This window comes from Aeromonas sp. QDB30 (assembly GCF_027707645.1).
Classification (GTDB): domain Bacteria; phylum Pseudomonadota; class Gammaproteobacteria; order Enterobacterales; family Aeromonadaceae; genus Aeromonas; species Aeromonas caviae.
The window spans coordinates 25,173-42,606 of sequence record NZ_JAPCIY010000033.1 but is presented as its reverse complement, the minus strand read 5'-3'; the positions used below and the strand labels follow the sequence as shown (position 1 = coordinate 42,606).

Here is a 17,434-nt window from a genome sequence, read left to right as displayed (position 1 = left end):
CGAACTCAGAAGTGAAACGCTGTAGCGCCGATGGTAGTGTGGCATTCGCCATGCGAGAGTAGGACACTGCCAGGCACTCAATTAAACGGTGATGTGAAGAATCACATAACCGGCTGCGAGGATGACACCTCACAAACAAGCAGCAAAAGATTTAGCGAAAGCTAACCGAATGCGGAGCGGTAGTTCAGTCGGTTAGAATACCGGCCTGTCACGCCGGGGGTCGCGGGTTCGAGTCCCGTCCGCTCCGCCACTACTTAAGAAGCCCAGTCTAACGACTGGGCTTTTTTTCGTTCCCGAGACAGCACCCTTTTCCCCTCACATCAACACCACCATCATCCGATCATCGCCCCTGAGAGAGGTTGCCGCTATAATGGCCGCCCTCAAGCAAGGTGGTGGTATGAAAGCAGAGTATCTACAGCGATTCGGGGGCATAGCCCGTCTTTATGGCCAGCGTGCCCTTGGCTCCTTCAGCCAGGCGAAAGTCTGCGTGGTCGGGATCGGTGGCGTCGGCTCCTGGGCGGCCGAGGCGTTGGCTCGGGCCGGCATCAACCAGATCACTCTGATCGACATGGACGACATCTGCATCACCAACACCAATCGCCAGATCCATGCCATGCAGGGCACGGTCGGCCGTCTCAAGACGGAGGTGATGGCCGAGCGCATCCGTGCCATCAACCCGGATTGCGAGGTGATCGAGGTGGATGACTTCGTCACCGCCGACAACCTGGGCGAGCATATCAAGCGGGAGTTTGACTATGTGGTAGATGCCATCGACTCGGTCAAGGCCAAGGTGGCGCTGATTGCCTTCTGCAAGCGCAACAAGATCCCGGTGATCGTGGCGGGCGGTGCCGGCGGGCAGATGGACCCGACCCAGATCACCGTGGCCGACCTGGCCAAGACCATTCAGGATCCGCTGGCCGCCAAGGTGCGCTCCGACCTGCGCCGACTGCACAACTTCAGCAAGAATCCGGCGCGCAAATTCGGGGTGGAGTGTGTCTTCTCAACCGAGCAGCTGAGTTATCCGGATGGTAATGGCGGCACCTGCCAGGCCAAGGCGGCCAGCGACGGCAATATGAGGATGGATTGCGCCTCCGGCTTCGGTGCCGTGACGCCGGTGACGGCCACTTTTGGCTTGGTTGCCGCGTCCCGGGTATTGAAGAAGATTGCCGAGCGGGGAGCCCGCGCCGAGAAAGAGGCCGGAAATGAAGACGCAGGGTCGATTGGCGAAGCCTGATCGACCACTGTACAAGGTGGGTTAGGCAGCCTGCTCCCGGATTGCCAACACGATTGCCCTGAGCCCGTTGCCTCGCGACGGGCTCAGGTGTTTCTCGAGCCCCAGTTCGCTGAAATAAGTATCCATATCAAAAGCCTGGATAGCGTTGGCAGTCTGATGATTGAGCGCCGCCAGCACGATGACGATGAGTCCACGCACGATGCGGGCATCGGAGTCGCAGGCAAAGTGCCAACGGTCATCCTCGCTCTTCTCACCCTTCAACCAGGCCTGGCTTTCACACCCCTTGAGGCGAAATTCCTCCTGCTGCCATTCGCCGGGCAGTGCAGGTAGCTGTTTGCCGAGCTGGATGATGAGTCGGTACTGGTTCTCCCAGCCGTTTGCTGCCGCAAACTGCTGACGGATGCTATTTGCGTCGGGCTCAAGGCCTATGGGGGTATAGGTTGCGAGGCTGTTCATTGGATTGTCTGCCTTAGAAGAAATCACGGAGTTTGTGCAGGGCGGCCAGCAGGGCGTCGACATCGTCCCGATTGTTGTAGCAGGCCAGCGAGGCGCGCATCGTGCCGCCGACACCGAGCGATTCCATCAGCGGCATGGCGCAGTGATGGCCGACCCGCAGGGCTATGCCCTGCATGTCGAGCAGGGTGGCGGCGTCCTGCGGGTGGATATCCTCCAGCAGGAAGGAGACGGCGCCGGCGCGCTGGCCGGGTTCGCCGACCAGACGCAGCCCCGGCACCTGTTGCAGTCCGGCAACCAGATAGTCGGTCAGCGCTGCTTCATGGCTGGCCAGTGAGTCCCTGTCCTGCTTCATCACAAAGTCGATGGCTGCGGCCAGGCCGATGGCGCCGGCAATATGGGGGGTGCCTGCCTCGAATTTGAAGGGCAGGGTGTTGAAGGTGGTACCGGCAAAGCTGACCCTGTCGATCATCTCGCCTCCCGCTTGCCAGGGCGGCATCCGCTCCAGTAGTTCGGTGCGGCCCCACAACACACCGATGCCGGTCGGGCCATAGAGCTTGTGACCGGAGAAGGCGTAGAAGTCGCAACCTATGGCCTGCACATCTACCTCCAGGTGAGCCACTGCCTGGGCACCGTCGATCAGACTCAGGGACCCGACCGCCTTGGCCGCTGCCACCATCTCTTTGACTGGAGTGACGGTGCCAAGGGCATTGGAGACGTGAGCCACGCTTACCAGTCGGGTCCGTGGCCCCAACATGGCGTGATAGGCGGCCAGATCGAGATCGCCCCGCTCATCGAGGGGGATGACCCGGATGACGGCACCGGTACGCTGGGCGACCAGCTGCCAGGGGACGATATTGGCGTGATGCTCCAGGGTGCTGAGCACGATTTCATCCCCCGCCCTCAGCTCGCTCATCCCCCAGCTCTGTGCCACCAGATTGATCGCCTCCGTGGTGCCACGGGTCCATATCACTTCGTGGCTGCGAGAGGCATTGATAAAGCGGGCAACCGTCTCACGGGCATCTTCGAAGGCGCGTGTGGCCCGGCCGCTCAGGGCATGGGCGGCGCGGTGCACGTTGGCATTGTCGGCCCGATAGTAGTGATTGATCGCATCCAGCACGGCTTGCGGTTTCTGGGTGGTGGCGGCGTTGTCCAGATAGACCAGAGGGTGGCCGTTCACCTCCTGCGCCAAGGCCGGAAACTGGCCGCGCAGCCGGGCGTGCTGTTGCTGATTCATGCTCCCCTCATCTCGTCTGGAAAAGTCGGTCATGATCCGGAAAATGGCGGGCAAACACAAGATGAAGTGGCGGGATCCCGTGCCCGGTTTCGGCTGCCCGCGGGATCTCTGCTACAATGCCGCCCCTCATCATAAGCCAAGAGATCCGGCCCATGAAGCTCAACCCCAATCAGAACGAAGCGGTCAAGTATGTCTCCGGCCCTTGCCTGGTGCTGGCGGGTGCCGGATCGGGCAAAACCCGCGTCATCACCAACAAGATTGCCTATCTGGTGCAGCAGTGCGGCTACAACGCACGCAACATAGCGGCGGTCACCTTTACCAACAAGGCGGCGCGGGAGATGAAGGAGCGGGTCGGTCAGACCCTGGGTCGCAAGGAGGCGCGGGGGCTGATGGTCTCCACCTTCCATACCCTGGGGCTCGAGATCATTCGCCGCGAGCACAAGAGCCTGAACCTCAAGGTCAACTTCTCCCTGTTCGACGACACCGATCAGCTGGCGCTGCTCAAGGAGCTGACCGAGGCAGAGCTCGACAACGACAAGGACAAGCTCTCGGCCCTCATCAGCCAGATCTCCAACTGGAAGAACGACCTCATCCTGCCTGCCCGGGCCATGCGCATCGCCCGCGGGCCGGAAGAGGTGCTGATGGCTCAGCTCTATGAGCGTTACCACCGCCAGATGGTGGCCTACAACGCGCTGGATTTCGACGACCTCATCGTGATGCCGACCCTGTTGCTCAAGAGCAACCAGGAGGTGCGCGAGCGCTGGCAGAACAAGATCCGCTACCTGCTGGTCGATGAATACCAGGACACCAATACCAGCCAGTACGAGCTGGTGAAGCAGATCGTCGGCGAGCGGGCCCGCTTCACCGTGGTGGGGGACGACGACCAGTCCATCTACTCCTGGCGCGGTGCCAAGCCGCAGAACCTGGTGCTGCTGAACGAAGATTTCCCCAATCTGCGGCTCATCAAGCTGGAGCAGAACTACCGCTCCAAGCGGCGCATCCTCAAGTGCGCCAACATCCTGATCGCCAACAACCCCCACGTCTATGACAAGGCGCTTTTCTCCGAGCTCGATGAAGGGGTGAAGCTCAAGGTGCTGTTTGCCAAGAATGAGGAGCACGAGGCGGAGCGCATCGCCGCCGAGCTGATGGGCCACAAGTTCATGAACCGCACCCGCTTCAAGGATTACGCCATCCTCTACCGGGGCAACCATCAGTCGCGCATCTTCGAGAAGGCGCTGATGACCAACCGCATTCCCTACCGTATCTCCGGCGGTACCTCATTTTTCTCCCGCACCGAGATCAAGGACATCATGGCCTACCTCAAGCTGCTGGTGAACCCGGACGAGGACACTGCCTTCCTGCGGGTGGTCAACCTGCCGCGCCGCGAGATAGGCCCCACCACCCTCGAAAAACTGGGCCAGTACGCCAACCAGCGCGGCAAGAGCCTGTTTGCCGCCAGCTTCGAGCTGGGGCTGGAGCAACACCTCTCCGGGCGCGGTCTATCCGCCTTGCAGGCCTTCACCAACTGGCTGGTACGGCTCGGCGATCAGGCGCTGCGCGGCAATCCGGTGGAGGCGGTGCGGGACATGATCAAGGAGATCCACTATGAGGAGTGGCTCTATGAGACCTCCCCCAGTCCGAAGGCGGCGGAGATGCGGATGCAAAACGTCTCCACCCTTTATCGCTGGATCAGCGAGATGCTGGAGGGGGATGAGCTGGAGGAGTCGATGACGCTTGCTCAGGTGGTGACTCGCCTCACCCTGCGGGACATGATGGAGCGCAACGAAGGGGAGGATGAGGCGGATCAGGTGCAGCTGATGACATTGCACGCCTCCAAGGGACTGGAGTTTCCCTATGTCTACATGGTGGGAATGGAGGAGGGGTTACTGCCGCACCAGACCAGCATCGACGAGGACAACGTGGAGGAGGAGCGACGCCTCGCCTACGTGGGGATTACCCGGGCCCAGACCGAGCTGACCTTTACCCTCTGCAAGGAGCGTCGCCAGTTTGGCGAGTCGGTGCGGCCGGAGCCGAGCCGCTTCCTGCTGGAGCTGCCCCAGGATGACCTGGAGTGGGAAAACCAGAAGAAGGTGACGGCAGAGGAGCGCCAGCAGAAGGGGCAGGTTGGTGTCGCCAACCTGCGGGCCCTGTTCAAGAAGGATTGAGGCCGGAAGGCTTGGCCTCTCGGGCGGCCTGACCCAGCAGGGGGGGAATATCGGCTCCCGGCAGCGGGGGGGAGATGTGGCGCCCCTGCCCGAGGGCGCAGCCAAGCTCGATGAGCTTTTGCAACTGTTGCTGATTTTCGATCCCCTCGACCACCAGGGTGAAGTCGAGGTCCTGGCAGATGTCCCGCATGGCGCGGATCAGCGCCAGATCCTTGGGTGAGTTCAACATGCGATGGGTGAAGCTGTCGTCCACCTTGATGTAATCCACTGGGAAGTGAAACAGGGCGTTGAGAGAAGAGAAGCCGGTGCCGAAGTCATCCAGGCTGACCTGGATCCCTTTCGCCCTCAGTTCATGCAAGGCTGTGAGGGAGTCGGCACTCTGCCGGGAGAGCTCGCGTTCGTTGAACTCAAAGATGAAACATGCGGGGATGACACCCTCCTCCTCCATGATGGTGAGCAGTTGCATGATCTGCTCGTGGCTGGCCAGGTGCTTGCCGGAGAGGTTGATGGCTATCCTGAAACGACCGACCCCGGAGGCGGGCTGCCAAAGCTTCAGTTGCTGGCAGGTGCGCTTGAGGATCTGGCGGTCCAGATCCTGAATGAGGCCGCACTGTTCCGCCAGAGGAATGAAGTCGAATGCATCCTTGAGCTCCCCTTCCTCCGTTATCCAGCGCGCCATCACCTCCAGTCCGACCAGGCGGCTGTCACACAGCCTGATCACCGGCTGGAAGTAGGGCACAATCCGCCCTTCCCGCAAGGCTCTGAAGAGCCGCTCTTCCGGTGACCCCGCCTGTTCGGTACAGGCCTCCGAATACATGACGATGCGGCTGCGACCGTTGCGCTTGGCCTGGTACATGGCGAGGTCTGCCTGGTGCAGCAGTTCACTGACATCGGCCGTTTGCTCCGTCACGCTGGCGACCCCCAGACTGACGGTGATGGTCAGTTCGTTGCCCTGGATCCGGAACGGATGGCCGATACGGCCAATCAGGCGATTGAGCACGGGGCTGATGTCCTCTTCCCGCTGGCTGTTGTCCAGATAGATGACGAATTCGTCCCCTCCGAGCCTCGCCACCATGTCATTTTGCCGGATGCAGCCTTGCAGCCTGCTGCCCAGCTCCTGCAGCAACTGATCGCCGGCACTGTGGCCCAGGGCGTCATTGACCTGCTTGAAGTGATCCACATCGACGAAAATCAGGGTGAAGCCGGCTGTCTGGTAACGGCGGTAGCGGGTCATGGCATGATGCAGGTGATTCATCAGCAGCGCCCGGTTTGGCAACTGGGTCAGCGGGTCGTGCAGGGCATTGAACTGGAGCCGCCGCTCCAGCTCCTGATGATGCTTGAGCCGTTTCTGCAACCTCAAGTTGGTTTGGCGCAGCTGTTGGAGTCGCTGGTTGATGGACTCCTCCGAGTTGAGCTCATCGAGTTGCTGTCGCACCCTTTTGAGCTCCAGCAACAGGGTCAGCTGATGGCGCAGGAAATCGAGGAACAGCCTGTCATCGGTTTCCAGAGGCCGGGTCATGTTGAGGATGAGGTGGGCAAAGTATTGCTGCTGCTGGCGCAGGGGCAGGCTGTACCAGTAAAGCCCCTCTTCATGGCGCTCTACGCTGTTGGTGCTGTGGCACATGGCCCGAATGATGTCATCGTCGTATGTCAGGTGTGGTGGATAGAGTCGCTCCAGTCGCTGGTTTTCCAGCCGGATCAGCAACATGTCGCTGACCGAGAGCATCTGGCGCAACACAGCTTCCAACTGGGCAAACAGGGCATGCTGAGGCAGGTTGTGAGCCAGGCGCATCACTCGGCCGATCTTCTCGATTTTCTCCTGCCACTGGGGATCCCGCTGCATGAGAGGGGAGGCCTGCCCCGCCAGCTGGGTACCGGTCTGGGTTTCGTGCAGGCGTTTGGCCAGGCACTCCAGCAGCAGCCTCAGGGTGGGTGCCTGCTCCGGGGTGCTGCGTGCCAACAACCACTGCACGTCGATATGCTCCACAGGCTGCACGCACCAGCCCTGACCTTCATCGAGCCGGGTGAGCTGTTCGGTGAGGCGAGGTTCTTCCCGTCCCAATTGTTGCTTGAACACGTCGGGAAGCTGATAGGTGTAGCGCCAGTTCAGCCCCCCGTCGGCCAGCCCCAGCATGGCGAAATGTTGCAGAGGGCAGAGTGTGTCCAGCAGACCGACCAGTCGGGCGTAATCCTCGGGGGAGGCAATGCCGGGGGCGGGAAAATCCATGATGGAGGAGACGACCGCCAGCAAGGAGTGCGAGTCTGGCGGTGTGGTGGGCTGAACTGACATGCAACACTCCCGAAAAAACTTACCTTCAAGCGTAGTCGGAAGTGATGGGATTGAAAGGGCTGCAAGAGGAGCCCTTTCAATTACTTAGAGCTTGTCGATCATGTAGTGAATGGCGTTCTCGATCTCTTCGTCACTGCAGGTGGCGCAGGTCCCCCGCGGTGGCATCATGCCAGCCTTGCCGGTGAAGCCTTCGATGGCGTGTTTGCGCAAGGTGTCGAAGCCCTGGGCGATGCGTGGCTCCCAGGCGGCCTTGTCACCTCGCTTGGGGGCGCCGGCGGCACCGGTATCGTGGCAGGCGAAGCAGGCACCCTTGAACACGGTTTCGCCGTCACGGGGGCCGGAGGAGGCTGTCGCAGGCGCCGCCGCAGCTGTCGCAATGCCTTCCAGATCCTTGGCGGTATAAACCTGGCCAACCGGGGCAATACGCTCGGCGATGGCCTCTGTCGACATGTCATCGGCGGCAAGGACGGCGCCGGACAGAGTGGCGGCCGCCATCCCGGCAGCCAGCAAATAGCTCAGTTTTTTCAACACGCTCATGTACTCCCAGCAGGCTCTTATTATCCCCAGAAAACGACGGGATTATAACCGAATAGTTACAGCCATTTAAACGCTTGTGTGTGAAGTGTTAAGCAATCTGCAAACAAAGTGGCAGAGCGGGAAGGGGTGATCCCACATAAAAAAACCCGGCATGCGCCGGGTTTCATGAGGCTGAACAAGAGAGGGCGCGCTGATTGCCCAGGCGCCCCTCGCGTGTCGTCAATCCCAGTTCAGGATCACCTTGCCGGACTTGCCCGAGCCCATGGCTTCGAAGCCCTGCTGGAAGTCATCGATATGGAAATGGTGGGTGATGATGGGGCTGAGATCCAGGCCAGACTGGATGAGGCTTGCCATCTTGTACCAGGTTTCGAACATTTCGCGGCCGTAGATCCCCTTGATGAAGAGTCCCTTGAAGATCACCTTGCCCCAGTCGATGGCCATGGTGGAGGGAGGAATGCCGAGCATGGCGATTTTGCCGCCGTGGTTCATCTTGTCGATCATGTCCTGGAAGGCGCTGGGCACCCCGGACATCTCCAGCCCCACGTCGAACCCTTCGGTCATGCCGAGATCTTCCATGACATGGGAGAGCTTCTCCTTGGCCACGTTGACGGCACGGGTGGCGCCCATCTTGCGGGCCAGTTCCAGCCGGTATTCGTTGACGTCGGTGATCACCACGTGACGGGCGCCAACGTGACGGCAGACGGCAGCGGCCATGATGCCGATAGGGCCTGCGCCGGTGATGAGCACGTCTTCACCCACCAGGTCGAAGGAGAGGGCGGTGTGCACGGCGTTGCCGAACGGATCGAAGATGGCGGCCAGCTCATCGGGGATGTTGTCCGGCAGCTTGAAGGCGTTGAAGGCCGGGATCACCAGGTATTCGGCGAAGGATCCCGGGCGGTTCACACCCACACCAATGGTGTTGCGGCACAGGTGGGTGCGACCGGCACGGCAGTTGCGGCAGTGGCCGCAGGTGATGTGGCCTTCGCCGGAGACGCGATCGCCGATGGCGAAGCCGCGCACTTCCTGGCCGACGGCGACCACCTCTCCCACATACTCATGCCCCACCACCATGGGGACGGGAATGGTCTTCTGGGCCCACTCGTCCCAGTTGTAGATGTGCATGTCGGTGCCACAGATGGCGGTCTTGCGGATCTTGATGAGCAGATCGTTGTGGCCGAGCTCGGGAGCCGGGACATCGGTCATCCAGATGCCGACTTCGGATTTGAGTTTGGAGAGTGCTTTCATGACAGATTCCTCACGGCGCCATGCCGGGTACAGAGGGTAATAAAATGGGGCCCAACCTTGGCCCCCGTTTTAATCAGCCAGCCATGTGATCAAATCACACCGAGCTCGCGACCGATGCGAATGAAGGCATCGATCGCCTTGTCCAGTTGCTCCCGGGTATGGGCGGCGGACATCTGGGTCCGGATGCGCGCCTGACCCTTGGGTACCACGGGGAAGGAGAAGCCCACCACGTAGATACCGGCGTCCAGCATGCGGCTCGCCATCTCGGCGGCCAGTTTGGCATCCCCCAGCATGACCGGAATGATGGCGTGATCGGCACCGGCCAGGGTAAAGCCGGCGGCGCTCATGCGCTCGCGGAAGTAGGCACTGTTCTCCTTGAGGCGGGCACGCAGGTCGTGACCCTCGGCCAGCATGTCGATCACCTTGATGGTGGCCGAGACGATGGAGGGTGCCAGGGAGTTGGAGAAGAGGTAGGGACGGGAGCGCTGACGCAACCAGTCGATCACCTCTTTCTTGCCGGAGGTGTAGCCACCGGACGCGCCACCCAGCGCCTTGCCCAGGGTACCGGTGATGATGTCGACCCGTTCCATCACCTCGCAGTATTCGTGGGTGCCGCGGCCGTTCTCACCGATGAAGCCGACGGCGTGGGAGTCATCCACCATCACCAGCGCATCGTACTGGTCGGCCAGATCGCAGATGGATTTGAGGTCGGCGATGACGCCATCCATGGAGAAGACACCGTCGGTGGCGATCAGTTTGAAGCGGGCGCCGTCGGCATCGGCCTGCTTGAGCTGGGCTTCCAGTTCGGCCATGTCGTTGTTGGCGTAGCGATAGCGCCTGGCCTTGCACAACCGCACCCCATCGATGATGGAGGCATGGTTGAGGGCGTCGGAGATGATGGCGTCTTCGGCACCGAATAGGGTCTCGAACAGACCGCCGTTGGCGTCGAAGCAGGAGGAGTAGAGGATGCTGTCTTCGGTGCCGAGGAAGGCGGACAGCTTCTGCTCCAGCGCCTTGTGCTGGTCCTGGGTACCGCAGATGAAGCGCACGGAGGCCATGCCGAAGCCGTGGCTCTCGAGCCCCTGATGGGCGGCGGCAATCAGGTCGGGGTGGTTGGCCAGCCCCAGGTAGTTGTTGGCACAGAAGTTCAGTACCTGCTCGCCGCCCACCGCAATCTGGGCCTGCTGGGCCGAGGTGATGATGCGCTCCTGCTTGTATAGCCCTTCCGCCTTGACCTGTTCGAGCTGTTCGGTCAGGTGACGATAGAATCCGTTAGACATCCTCGGTCCTCATTGCTGTATCGACTGTGTTATCAGGATCCCGGGCCGTGCAACCCGTACGGTTCGGCGTTGTCACGGTCGCGACGAAACGCCGACAGACCCTAGAATGGGCAACATTTTACTGTAATCCCTGCGTATAAATTCAAATTTTTATGCTGATAATCAACAATTGTGAAACAGATCTCACCCGGCTGGTTGGGCCAGTTGGAGATAATGTTGCTCCAGTTGATGTATCTGGGGGGCCACTTGTGGCTGCACGTAGGGGCGCAGCAAAAACAGCACCCGCAAGACCCCCTGGTAGAGCAGGGGCTTGGTGATGCGGGTGGCCGGGGCCTGGGCGATCTGGAACGGGATCCAGCAGGTGACGACCATCTTGATGGTCTGACCGAGATCCGGCAGGTCTTCATCGCTGACGGCGATGATACCGCCTTCGCGCAGGCTTCTGAGCAGCGTCTCCACGGTGGCACGGAGCTGCTCCTGTGCCTTGAGGTATTTCTGCTGCAGAAGCTCGTCGCGACTCAGGATGTCCGGCAGGTTCGCGTAGAAGAAGCGGAACTGCCACATCAAATAAAAGATGGCATCCAGGTAGCCCATCAGATCCTCCAGCCGGATCTCGCTGCTGCGGATCGGAGTGAAGCTGTCGCTCAGGTGGCGGGCGTACTGATCGAAGATGGAGTGGATGATGTCTTCTTTGTTTCTGAAGTGGTAGTAAAGGTTGCCCGGGCTGATGCCAAGGTGTGCGGCAATGTGGTTGGTGGTGATGTTGCGCTCGCCCTGATCGTTGAACAGCTCGGTGGCGCTGTGGATGATCCTGTCTCTGGTCTTCATCGCTGGTCCCTCTGCCGGGCCCGAAGGGGAAAAGTCATCGAGGTCGAATCCCCTTGCGGCCCGTGATAAACTTTTCGGCAATTTCAAATTGGCCCACTATACACAGCTTTAACAGGCAGTCACACGGGGCCACAACGTACGCGAGGCAAACTCCATGATCGTAGTAACTGGCGGTGCTGGCTTTATCGGCAGCAATCTGGTCAAGCAGCTGAACGCTCAAGGACGGACCGATATCGTGGTCATCGATGACCTGACCGACGGCACCAAGTTCGTCAACCTGGTCGACCTCACCATCGCCGACTACATGGACAAGGACGAGTTCCAGGCGCGGATCGTCTCCGGTGACGAATTCGAGGAGTGGGATGACGGCATCGAGGTGATCTTCCACGAAGGCGCCTGCTCCGCGACCACCGAGTGGAACGGCAAGTTCATCATGGAGGTCAACTACGAGTACTCCAAGGATCTGTTCCACTACTGCATCGAGCGGGAAATCCCCTTCATCTACGCCTCTTCCGCCGCGACCTATGGCGGGCGCAACGACAACTTCATCGAAGATCCCCGGTTCGAGCAGCCCCTCAACGTCTACGGCTACTCCAAGCAGCTGTTCGATCAGTACGTGCGTCGCTGGATGCCGGAGATCAACTCCCAGGTGGTGGGTCTCAAGTACTTCAACGTCTATGGTCCCCGCGAGCAGCACAAGGGCTCCATGGCGTCCGTGGCCTTCCACCTCAATACCCAGGTGAAGCAGGGTGACAATCCCAAGCTGTTCGAGGGCTGTGACGGCTTCCCGGATGGCGGCCAGATGCGCGACTTCATCTACGTGGACGACGTCTGCAAGGTGAACCTCTGGTTCTGGCAGAATCCGCAGCACTCCGGCATCTTCAACTGCGGCACCGGCCGGGCTGAGCCGTTCCAGAACGTGGCGGAAGCCGTGATCAGGCATCACCAGAAAGGCGCCATCGAATACATTCCCTTCCCGGATCACCTCAAGGGTCGCTACCAGAGCTTCACCCAGGCGGATCTCACCAAGTTGCGCGGCGTCGGCTATGACGGCGAGTTCAAGACTGTGGCCGAAGGCGTGGCCGATTACATGGCCTGGTTGAACCGATGAACGCTCCGGCAAATGTGGTTGCGCCGGGTAGTGTATTGCAGATCTGCCTTTCTCAGGGTTGGGGGGGGTTGGAGATGTACCCTATCCGGGTCGGCAAGGGGCTGGTAGAGCGAGGTTGGCGTGTGTTCGGGTTGGCACTGGCAGGTAGTCGAGTTGCCTCAGATATGAAGGCCGCTGGTTTTGAGGTGTTTGAGGCGGCATCACGCAATCAGGCCATCTTGCGCCTGCCTGCGCTGCTGCGCTGGATGAAGCAAAGCGGCATCCAGATCGTGCACTGCCACAAGTCCAGCGATCTGCTGTTGGCCGCATTACTTGGCACTATTTCCTCGTTTCGCCTCATTTTCACCGAGCATATGGGCTCAAAACGACCTAAGAAGGATCCGTTGCATCGCTGGATCTACGGCAAGGTCGATAGGGTGCTCTCCATCAGCGACGAGACACTGAGGCGCAATCGCGCCGCCTTGCCGCTCCCCGCAGAGCGTATTCAGCGGCTGTGGCTGGGCACCGAGTTGACCTCTTGCGAGGAAGAGCCAGCCCTTATTCGCGGTGAGCTGGGTATTCCCACTGGCCCGCTGATCGGGATGGTCGGCCGTTTCAGTCCCGGCAAGGGGCAGCGTGAGCTGCTTGAGGCCTTTGCCCTGCTGCGTACCGAATTCCCCGACCTTCAACTGCTGCTGGTGGGGGGGACGCTTGCCACCGAGGGGGCTGATGAGCCCTTCGTCACTGAGCTGGAGTGCGACATTACCCAGCGGCAACTCGGTGGTGTCGTGCATTTTTCCGGCTTCCGGCGAGATACCGCCCGTATGTTGCAGGCGATGGATGTGGTGGTCATTCCTTCTCATAACGAGGCATTTGGCCTCACCGTGATCGAGGCGATGGCCGCCGGTAAACCGATCGTCGGGGCCACTACCGGTGCCGTGCCAGAGGTGCTTGGTGGTGTGGGTTTATTGGCCGAGCCATTGCAACCGCAAGTTATCGCTGCGCAGATCAAGGTACTGCTGCGAGATCCTGAATTAAGTGATCGCCTGGGGAAATTGGCTCGCGAGCGGGCCGAGCAAGAATTTGATATGTCTCAGCATCTGAAAGCCTTGTGTATGCACTATCGGCAAAGATGACTTTTCTAGGAATACACTTTCATGATATTGGCGAGCCCTATTATTTTGCCGTTGCGTATAAATATTCTTCACAACCTGGTTCAGGTGTCTGCATTTTTATTTGGCGCATTAGCATTAACCATTCCCAGTGGGTATTCCTACGGGCCTGCTATATTACTACTAGCAAGTATCACAGTTTGTTGGCGGCCATTTTATTGGGTGAATATGCCAAGGGAAGTAAAAATATTGGCATTGATTTTTTTCGCTTACGTTTTTGTGCAAGGCCTCTCTATATGGCTGGATGATGGCAAGTTACGTGAATTCGATCGTCCCAGTCGTGTCCTAATGGCGGCAATTACCTTACCTTTGCTCTCTCGGTATCCTGTTCGTCTCGTTAGCCTGATTTTTGGGGTTGCAGTGGGGGCTTGTATTGCTGGCTCCATCGCGATTTACGATAAGTTCTATCTAGGAATGGAAAGAGCATTTGGCGATATCATGCCTATTCAGGCTGGCAACATCAGCATGGCACCTGGCTCCCGGTCGCCATGTTCGAGAAGCACCTCAAGCTGATGAAGTGGCTGGGCTACGAGACGCTGACATTTGCCGACCTGGCGGAGAACGGGTTCATCCACCGGCTGCAGTACGGCAAGAAGTACCTGATGATCACCGTGGACGACGGCTATCGGGACAACCTCACCCGCATGCTGCCGCTGCTGGAAAAGTATGGCTACAAGGCGGTGGTCTATGTGGTGACCGGTGAGGATCACAATCGCTGGGATGTGGAGCACCCGACCCACCCCGATACCCCGGTGACCCTGATGACCCCGGAGGAGATCAAGGCGCTGGTGGCCTCCGGTCATGTGGAGATCGGGGGCCATACCCTGACTCACCCCCGCCTGAGTACGCTCCCCCCAGAGGAGCAGGCCCACCAGATCCAGGCCAACAAGGCCTGGCTGGAGCAGCTGCTCGGCCATCCCCTGATCTCGTTTGCCTATCCTTACGGGGATCTGAACGACAGTGCAAAATCCCAGGCCGTTGCCGCCGGTTATCGCTATGCTGTGGCCACCAACAGCGGCCCCAGAGCCATGCACCGGGATCCGTTCCAGATCCGCCGGATCGCCATCTTCCCCCGCACAGACATGTTCGGTCTGTGGCGCAAGATCCGTGGCAACTATGTCTTCCGAAAAACCTGACAGGGAATACACCTTGCTCCGTATGACAGATCATGACTCATCGACGAGTGACTATTTTCTCCGCATCTTTCACGGCCAGGCGTTCGGCAACTTCATCTTCCTGAATATTCTGGGTTACACCCTGTTCAAGGATTCAATTCAGCTGATCGCCGACGTCTGCCAGTCCATCATAGTGTTGGCCACCCTGATGGCCTTCTATGTGGAGAGGGCCTTCTTTACAAGGAACAGGATCTTTCAACTGCTCTGTCTGGCCTTGGTGGTACAGAGCCTGAGCTGGGTCGCATCCAGACAGTTCGTGCCCGACTATGCCCTCAAATACCCTTCTGTGAAGTCGATGGCATACCTCTTCTTCTTCCTTGGTCTCGCCTACTGGCTGAAGGGGGACCCGCGCCGCATCGTCATCACCCTGCTGACCTTCTGCCTCGGTGTCATTTTCACCTTTGCCTATCACTCCTCCTTCTTCTCCATCGTCGAGACAGGTCTTGATGGGGCCAGGGTAGATTTCAATTACCGCAATGCACAGCACGGCTCCCTGATCGCGGGTGCCTGCTTCCTGTTTTTTGTGCTCTTGTTGCTTACCTCGAAATTCAGGAAGCTGTCGCTGGGCAATGCCGGGATCCTGCTCGGCATCCTGTTGTTCGGGGTCTTCTCCGTCATTCTGCAGTCCCGTCAGTCCTGGCTGGCGATCTCGGCTTCGCTGGCCATCCTCCCCTTGCTGGGGGGAGGAGAGCACTGGCCAAGGCGCAAGGTGGTGTTGACCTACGCCATCTTGCTGATGACCATGCTGGCGCTTTATCAGGTTTCGTTCATCCGGGAGCGGTTGCTGGCCGGCTTCGTGCATCAGGGGGATGTGCATGCCATCCTGACGGGTAACTGGAACGAGGTACGGAACTTCAGCATCGGGGTGCGATTGAAGACCTGGCTGGAGGCCATCCAGTGGTTCCTGGCTCACCCCTTCTTCGGGACAGGCTATGGTAGCCAGTCGTTGGTGATCACCCTCTCCAAGACGCTGCCTGACTACATTACCCGGGAGTTTCGTCACCTGCACAACTCCAACATGGAAACACTGGTGTGCTGGGGGGTAGCCGGTTTCCTGGTGTTGTATGGCACGCTCTTCTCGGTGCTCCGCCAGGTGCTGTGCTGTCCGGTTTCGTCCCGTTTCATCAAGATGCTGGCCATCTCCTTCATCCTCTATTGGCTCATCATCAACAACTTCGAATCATTCTTCTACATGCGTTCCGGGCAGTGGGTATTCAGCGTCTTCATGGGCGCCATCTACTCGACCGCATTGCATTGGGAACTGAACAGGCTTGGAAAGGAAGGTCATGAAAATTTACGTCATTAGTCTGGACAGGGCTGTCGAGCGGCGCAGTCGTGTCGAGTCTGTGCTCTCTGCCAGAGGCATCCCCTTCGAATTTTTCAGCGCAGTGAACGGCTTTGAGGGGCTGCCCGAGCGGCTGCAGGCCCTGCCGGATGATCAGCACAGGATCCGGTTTCGCAGCAGACCGCTGACGCCCGGGGAAAAGGGGTGCTATGCCAGCCACTATCTGCTGTGGGAGAAGTGTGTCGAGCTCGACGAGCCCATCCTCATCCTGGAAGACGATTTCCTGCCCACCCAGTATTTTGAAGAGGTGGTGGGTACCCTGCCGAAGATCCACGAACAGTACGAGTACGTGAAGGTGGAACCCCAGATCGGTACCGCCACGGCCCTGACTACAGTGGACAACATGCAGCTCATGTTCTGGCACAACAACTCGTGCTGGACCACGGGATACAGCATCTCTCCCCAAGGGGCCCGCCGGTTGCTGGCCCACAGCCAGCGGTGGCTCTGTTCGGTCGACAACTTCATCGGTGAGTCCTATCGCACCGGGCTCATCTGTACCGGCCTGATTCCCTATGCCATCTACAGTCCGCGGGACATGGGCAGCGACATCCAGAATCAGGTCGTGCTGAAGAAAGTTCCGCTGGGATTCAAGTTGACCCGTGAACTCTATCGCTTCTACCGCTTCGTCAGGATGGCCCTGTGGAACATGAAACAGGCGGGGGGCAAGGCATGAGTGCGACCAACAGAACCATTCACGCCATCTGGCTCGGCAGCCGCTTGCCTCCTCTGGCGCACGTGTGTATCGATGACTGGCGCAAGCAGGGTTACGACTACAAGCTCTGGCTGGACACGGATCCGCAGGTCAAACGCTGGATACAGGAGTGCACCTTTGCCCGGGAGTGCTACCGGCGAGGCCTGCTGGCCTTCGTGACCGATTACCTGCGGCTCAAGATCCTCGCTCAGGAAGGGGGTCTGTATCTGGATACCGATGTTACCATCAACCAGGATCCCTTCCCGCTCTTCGAGTCCGTGGCCTTTGGCGTTGGCTACGAATCCGATCGGCTGATCGGCACCGCGGTCATCTACGCCAGACAAGATTCGGCCATGCTGTCCGAACTGGTGCGCTTCTATGAACAGGAGATCATGTCCTCTCCCATGTACATGGGGCCGGAGATAATGACACACCTGGTCTCGGAGAAGCTGGCATCATCAGGGGATACCGCCCTGATCGCCCCCGAGCACTATTTCTACAACTACCAGGGGGAGGCGATTCATTTCGAGCCGGCGGCAGAGCGCTACATGACCCACTGGTTCCAGCACAGCTGGAAACGCTCATCCGGTCTTGTGTTCCTGCGTGCCAAGGCCAAAGGCTGGTCAGGGTATCTCTATGAATGGCAGAAGGAGTTCTTCCGCCTGCGCAAATGACGGCGATATGGCATCACC

The 17,434-nt window shown here is 59.5% G+C and carries 15 protein-coding genes, 1 tRNA gene and 1 pseudogene; 10 read left to right on the top strand and 7 right to left on the bottom strand.

The window, feature by feature from the left end; all coding sequences use genetic code 11:
- Positions 1-173 precede the first annotated feature (173 nt).
- Together PG896_RS11825 and tcdA are read left to right on the top strand one after the other, a co-directional pair.
- Positions 174-250 (top strand) — tRNA-Asp (locus tag PG896_RS11825).
- A gap of 147 nt (positions 251-397) precedes the next feature.
- Positions 398-1,234, top strand: a complete 837-nt coding sequence (gene tcdA, locus PG896_RS11820; RefSeq protein ID WP_201891191.1) for a tRNA cyclic N6-threonylcarbamoyladenosine(37) synthase TcdA — start codon at positions 398-400, stop codon at positions 1,232-1,234.
- Positions 1,235-1,255: 21 nt separating this feature from the next.
- Here the strand turns inward: tcdA and PG896_RS11815 are convergent, their stop codons facing one another.
- Both PG896_RS11815 and PG896_RS11810 read right to left on the bottom strand, forming a co-directional pair.
- The gene (locus PG896_RS11815; RefSeq protein ID WP_103260989.1) at positions 1,256-1,690 is read right to left on the bottom strand and encodes a SufE family protein; all 435 of its coding nucleotides are present in this window, start codon (positions 1,688-1,690) and stop codon (positions 1,256-1,258) included.
- A 13-nt stretch (positions 1,691-1,703) separates the two neighbouring features.
- A complete protein-coding gene (locus PG896_RS11810; RefSeq protein WP_223924698.1) occupies positions 1,704-2,924 on the bottom strand; it encodes a cysteine desulfurase in 1,221 nt (406 codons plus the stop codon).
- A 152-nt stretch (positions 2,925-3,076) separates the two neighbouring features.
- Between PG896_RS11810 and rep the strand changes: the two genes are divergently transcribed.
- A complete protein-coding gene (gene rep, locus PG896_RS11805; protein WP_103858496.1) occupies positions 3,077-5,089 on the top strand; it encodes a DNA helicase Rep in 2,013 nt (670 codons plus the stop codon).
- Here rep and PG896_RS11800 read toward each other — a convergent pair.
- The 5 genes from PG896_RS11800 to PG896_RS11780 form a co-directional block, all read right to left on the bottom strand.
- Entirely contained in the window at positions 5,076-7,379 is a 2,304-nt protein-coding gene (locus PG896_RS11800) for a putative bifunctional diguanylate cyclase/phosphodiesterase (RefSeq protein ID WP_223924699.1), read from the bottom strand. The genes rep and PG896_RS11800 overlap by 14 nt on opposite strands.
- Before the next feature lie 84 nt (positions 7,380-7,463).
- The gene (locus PG896_RS11795; protein ID WP_045522541.1) at positions 7,464-7,916 is read right to left on the bottom strand and encodes a c-type cytochrome; all 453 of its coding nucleotides are present in this window, start codon (positions 7,914-7,916) and stop codon (positions 7,464-7,466) included.
- A 219-nt stretch (positions 7,917-8,135) separates the two neighbouring features.
- Complete coding sequence (tdh, locus tag PG896_RS11790; RefSeq protein WP_113978939.1) at positions 8,136-9,161, bottom strand: L-threonine 3-dehydrogenase; 1,026 nt, start codon at positions 9,159-9,161, stop codon at positions 8,136-8,138.
- 89 nt (positions 9,162-9,250) lie between these two features.
- Positions 9,251-10,441, bottom strand: coding sequence for a glycine C-acetyltransferase (locus tag PG896_RS11785; RefSeq protein WP_270835742.1), 1,191 nt, complete (start codon positions 10,439-10,441; stop codon positions 9,251-9,253).
- 183 nt (positions 10,442-10,624) lie between these two features.
- The gene (locus tag PG896_RS11780; protein WP_052815559.1) at positions 10,625-11,269 is read right to left on the bottom strand and encodes a TetR/AcrR family transcriptional regulator; all 645 of its coding nucleotides are present in this window, start codon (positions 11,267-11,269) and stop codon (positions 10,625-10,627) included.
- Between the two features lie 154 nt (positions 11,270-11,423).
- On the opposite strand from PG896_RS11780, the gene rfaD reads away from it, so the two are divergent.
- From rfaD to PG896_RS11745, 7 genes and pseudogenes are all read left to right on the top strand, one after another.
- The gene (rfaD, locus tag PG896_RS11775) at positions 11,424-12,380 is read left to right on the top strand and encodes an ADP-glyceromanno-heptose 6-epimerase (RefSeq protein ID WP_010672430.1); all 957 of its coding nucleotides are present in this window, start codon (positions 11,424-11,426) and stop codon (positions 12,378-12,380) included.
- Positions 12,377-13,495, top strand: a complete 1,119-nt coding sequence (locus PG896_RS11770) for a glycosyltransferase family 4 protein (protein WP_161470364.1) — start codon at positions 12,377-12,379, stop codon at positions 13,493-13,495. Before rfaD ends, PG896_RS11770 begins: the two co-directional genes overlap by 4 nt.
- Before the next feature lie 21 nt (positions 13,496-13,516).
- Entirely contained in the window at positions 13,517-14,044 is a 528-nt protein-coding gene (locus tag PG896_RS11765) for a hypothetical protein (RefSeq protein ID WP_234887991.1), read from the top strand.
- A pseudogene (locus PG896_RS11760) lies at positions 13,996-14,667 on the top strand (polysaccharide deacetylase family protein); the annotation flags it as partial. The gene PG896_RS11765 and the pseudogene PG896_RS11760, both read left to right, overlap by 49 nt.
- A 22-nt stretch (positions 14,668-14,689) precedes the next feature.
- On the top strand, positions 14,690-16,012 hold the full coding sequence (locus PG896_RS11755; RefSeq protein ID WP_270835743.1) for an O-antigen ligase family protein: 1,323 nt from the start codon (positions 14,690-14,692) through the stop codon (positions 16,010-16,012).
- Positions 15,993-16,724, top strand: coding sequence for a glycosyltransferase family 25 protein (locus PG896_RS11750; RefSeq protein ID WP_042864640.1), 732 nt, complete (start codon positions 15,993-15,995; stop codon positions 16,722-16,724). The genes PG896_RS11755 and PG896_RS11750 overlap by 20 nt, the downstream gene beginning before the upstream one ends.
- Entirely contained in the window at positions 16,721-17,416 is a 696-nt protein-coding gene (locus PG896_RS11745) for a glycosyltransferase family 32 protein (protein ID WP_119197083.1), read from the top strand. The genes PG896_RS11750 and PG896_RS11745 overlap by 4 nt, the downstream gene beginning before the upstream one ends.
- The last annotated feature ends 18 nt before the right edge of the window (positions 17,417-17,434 follow it).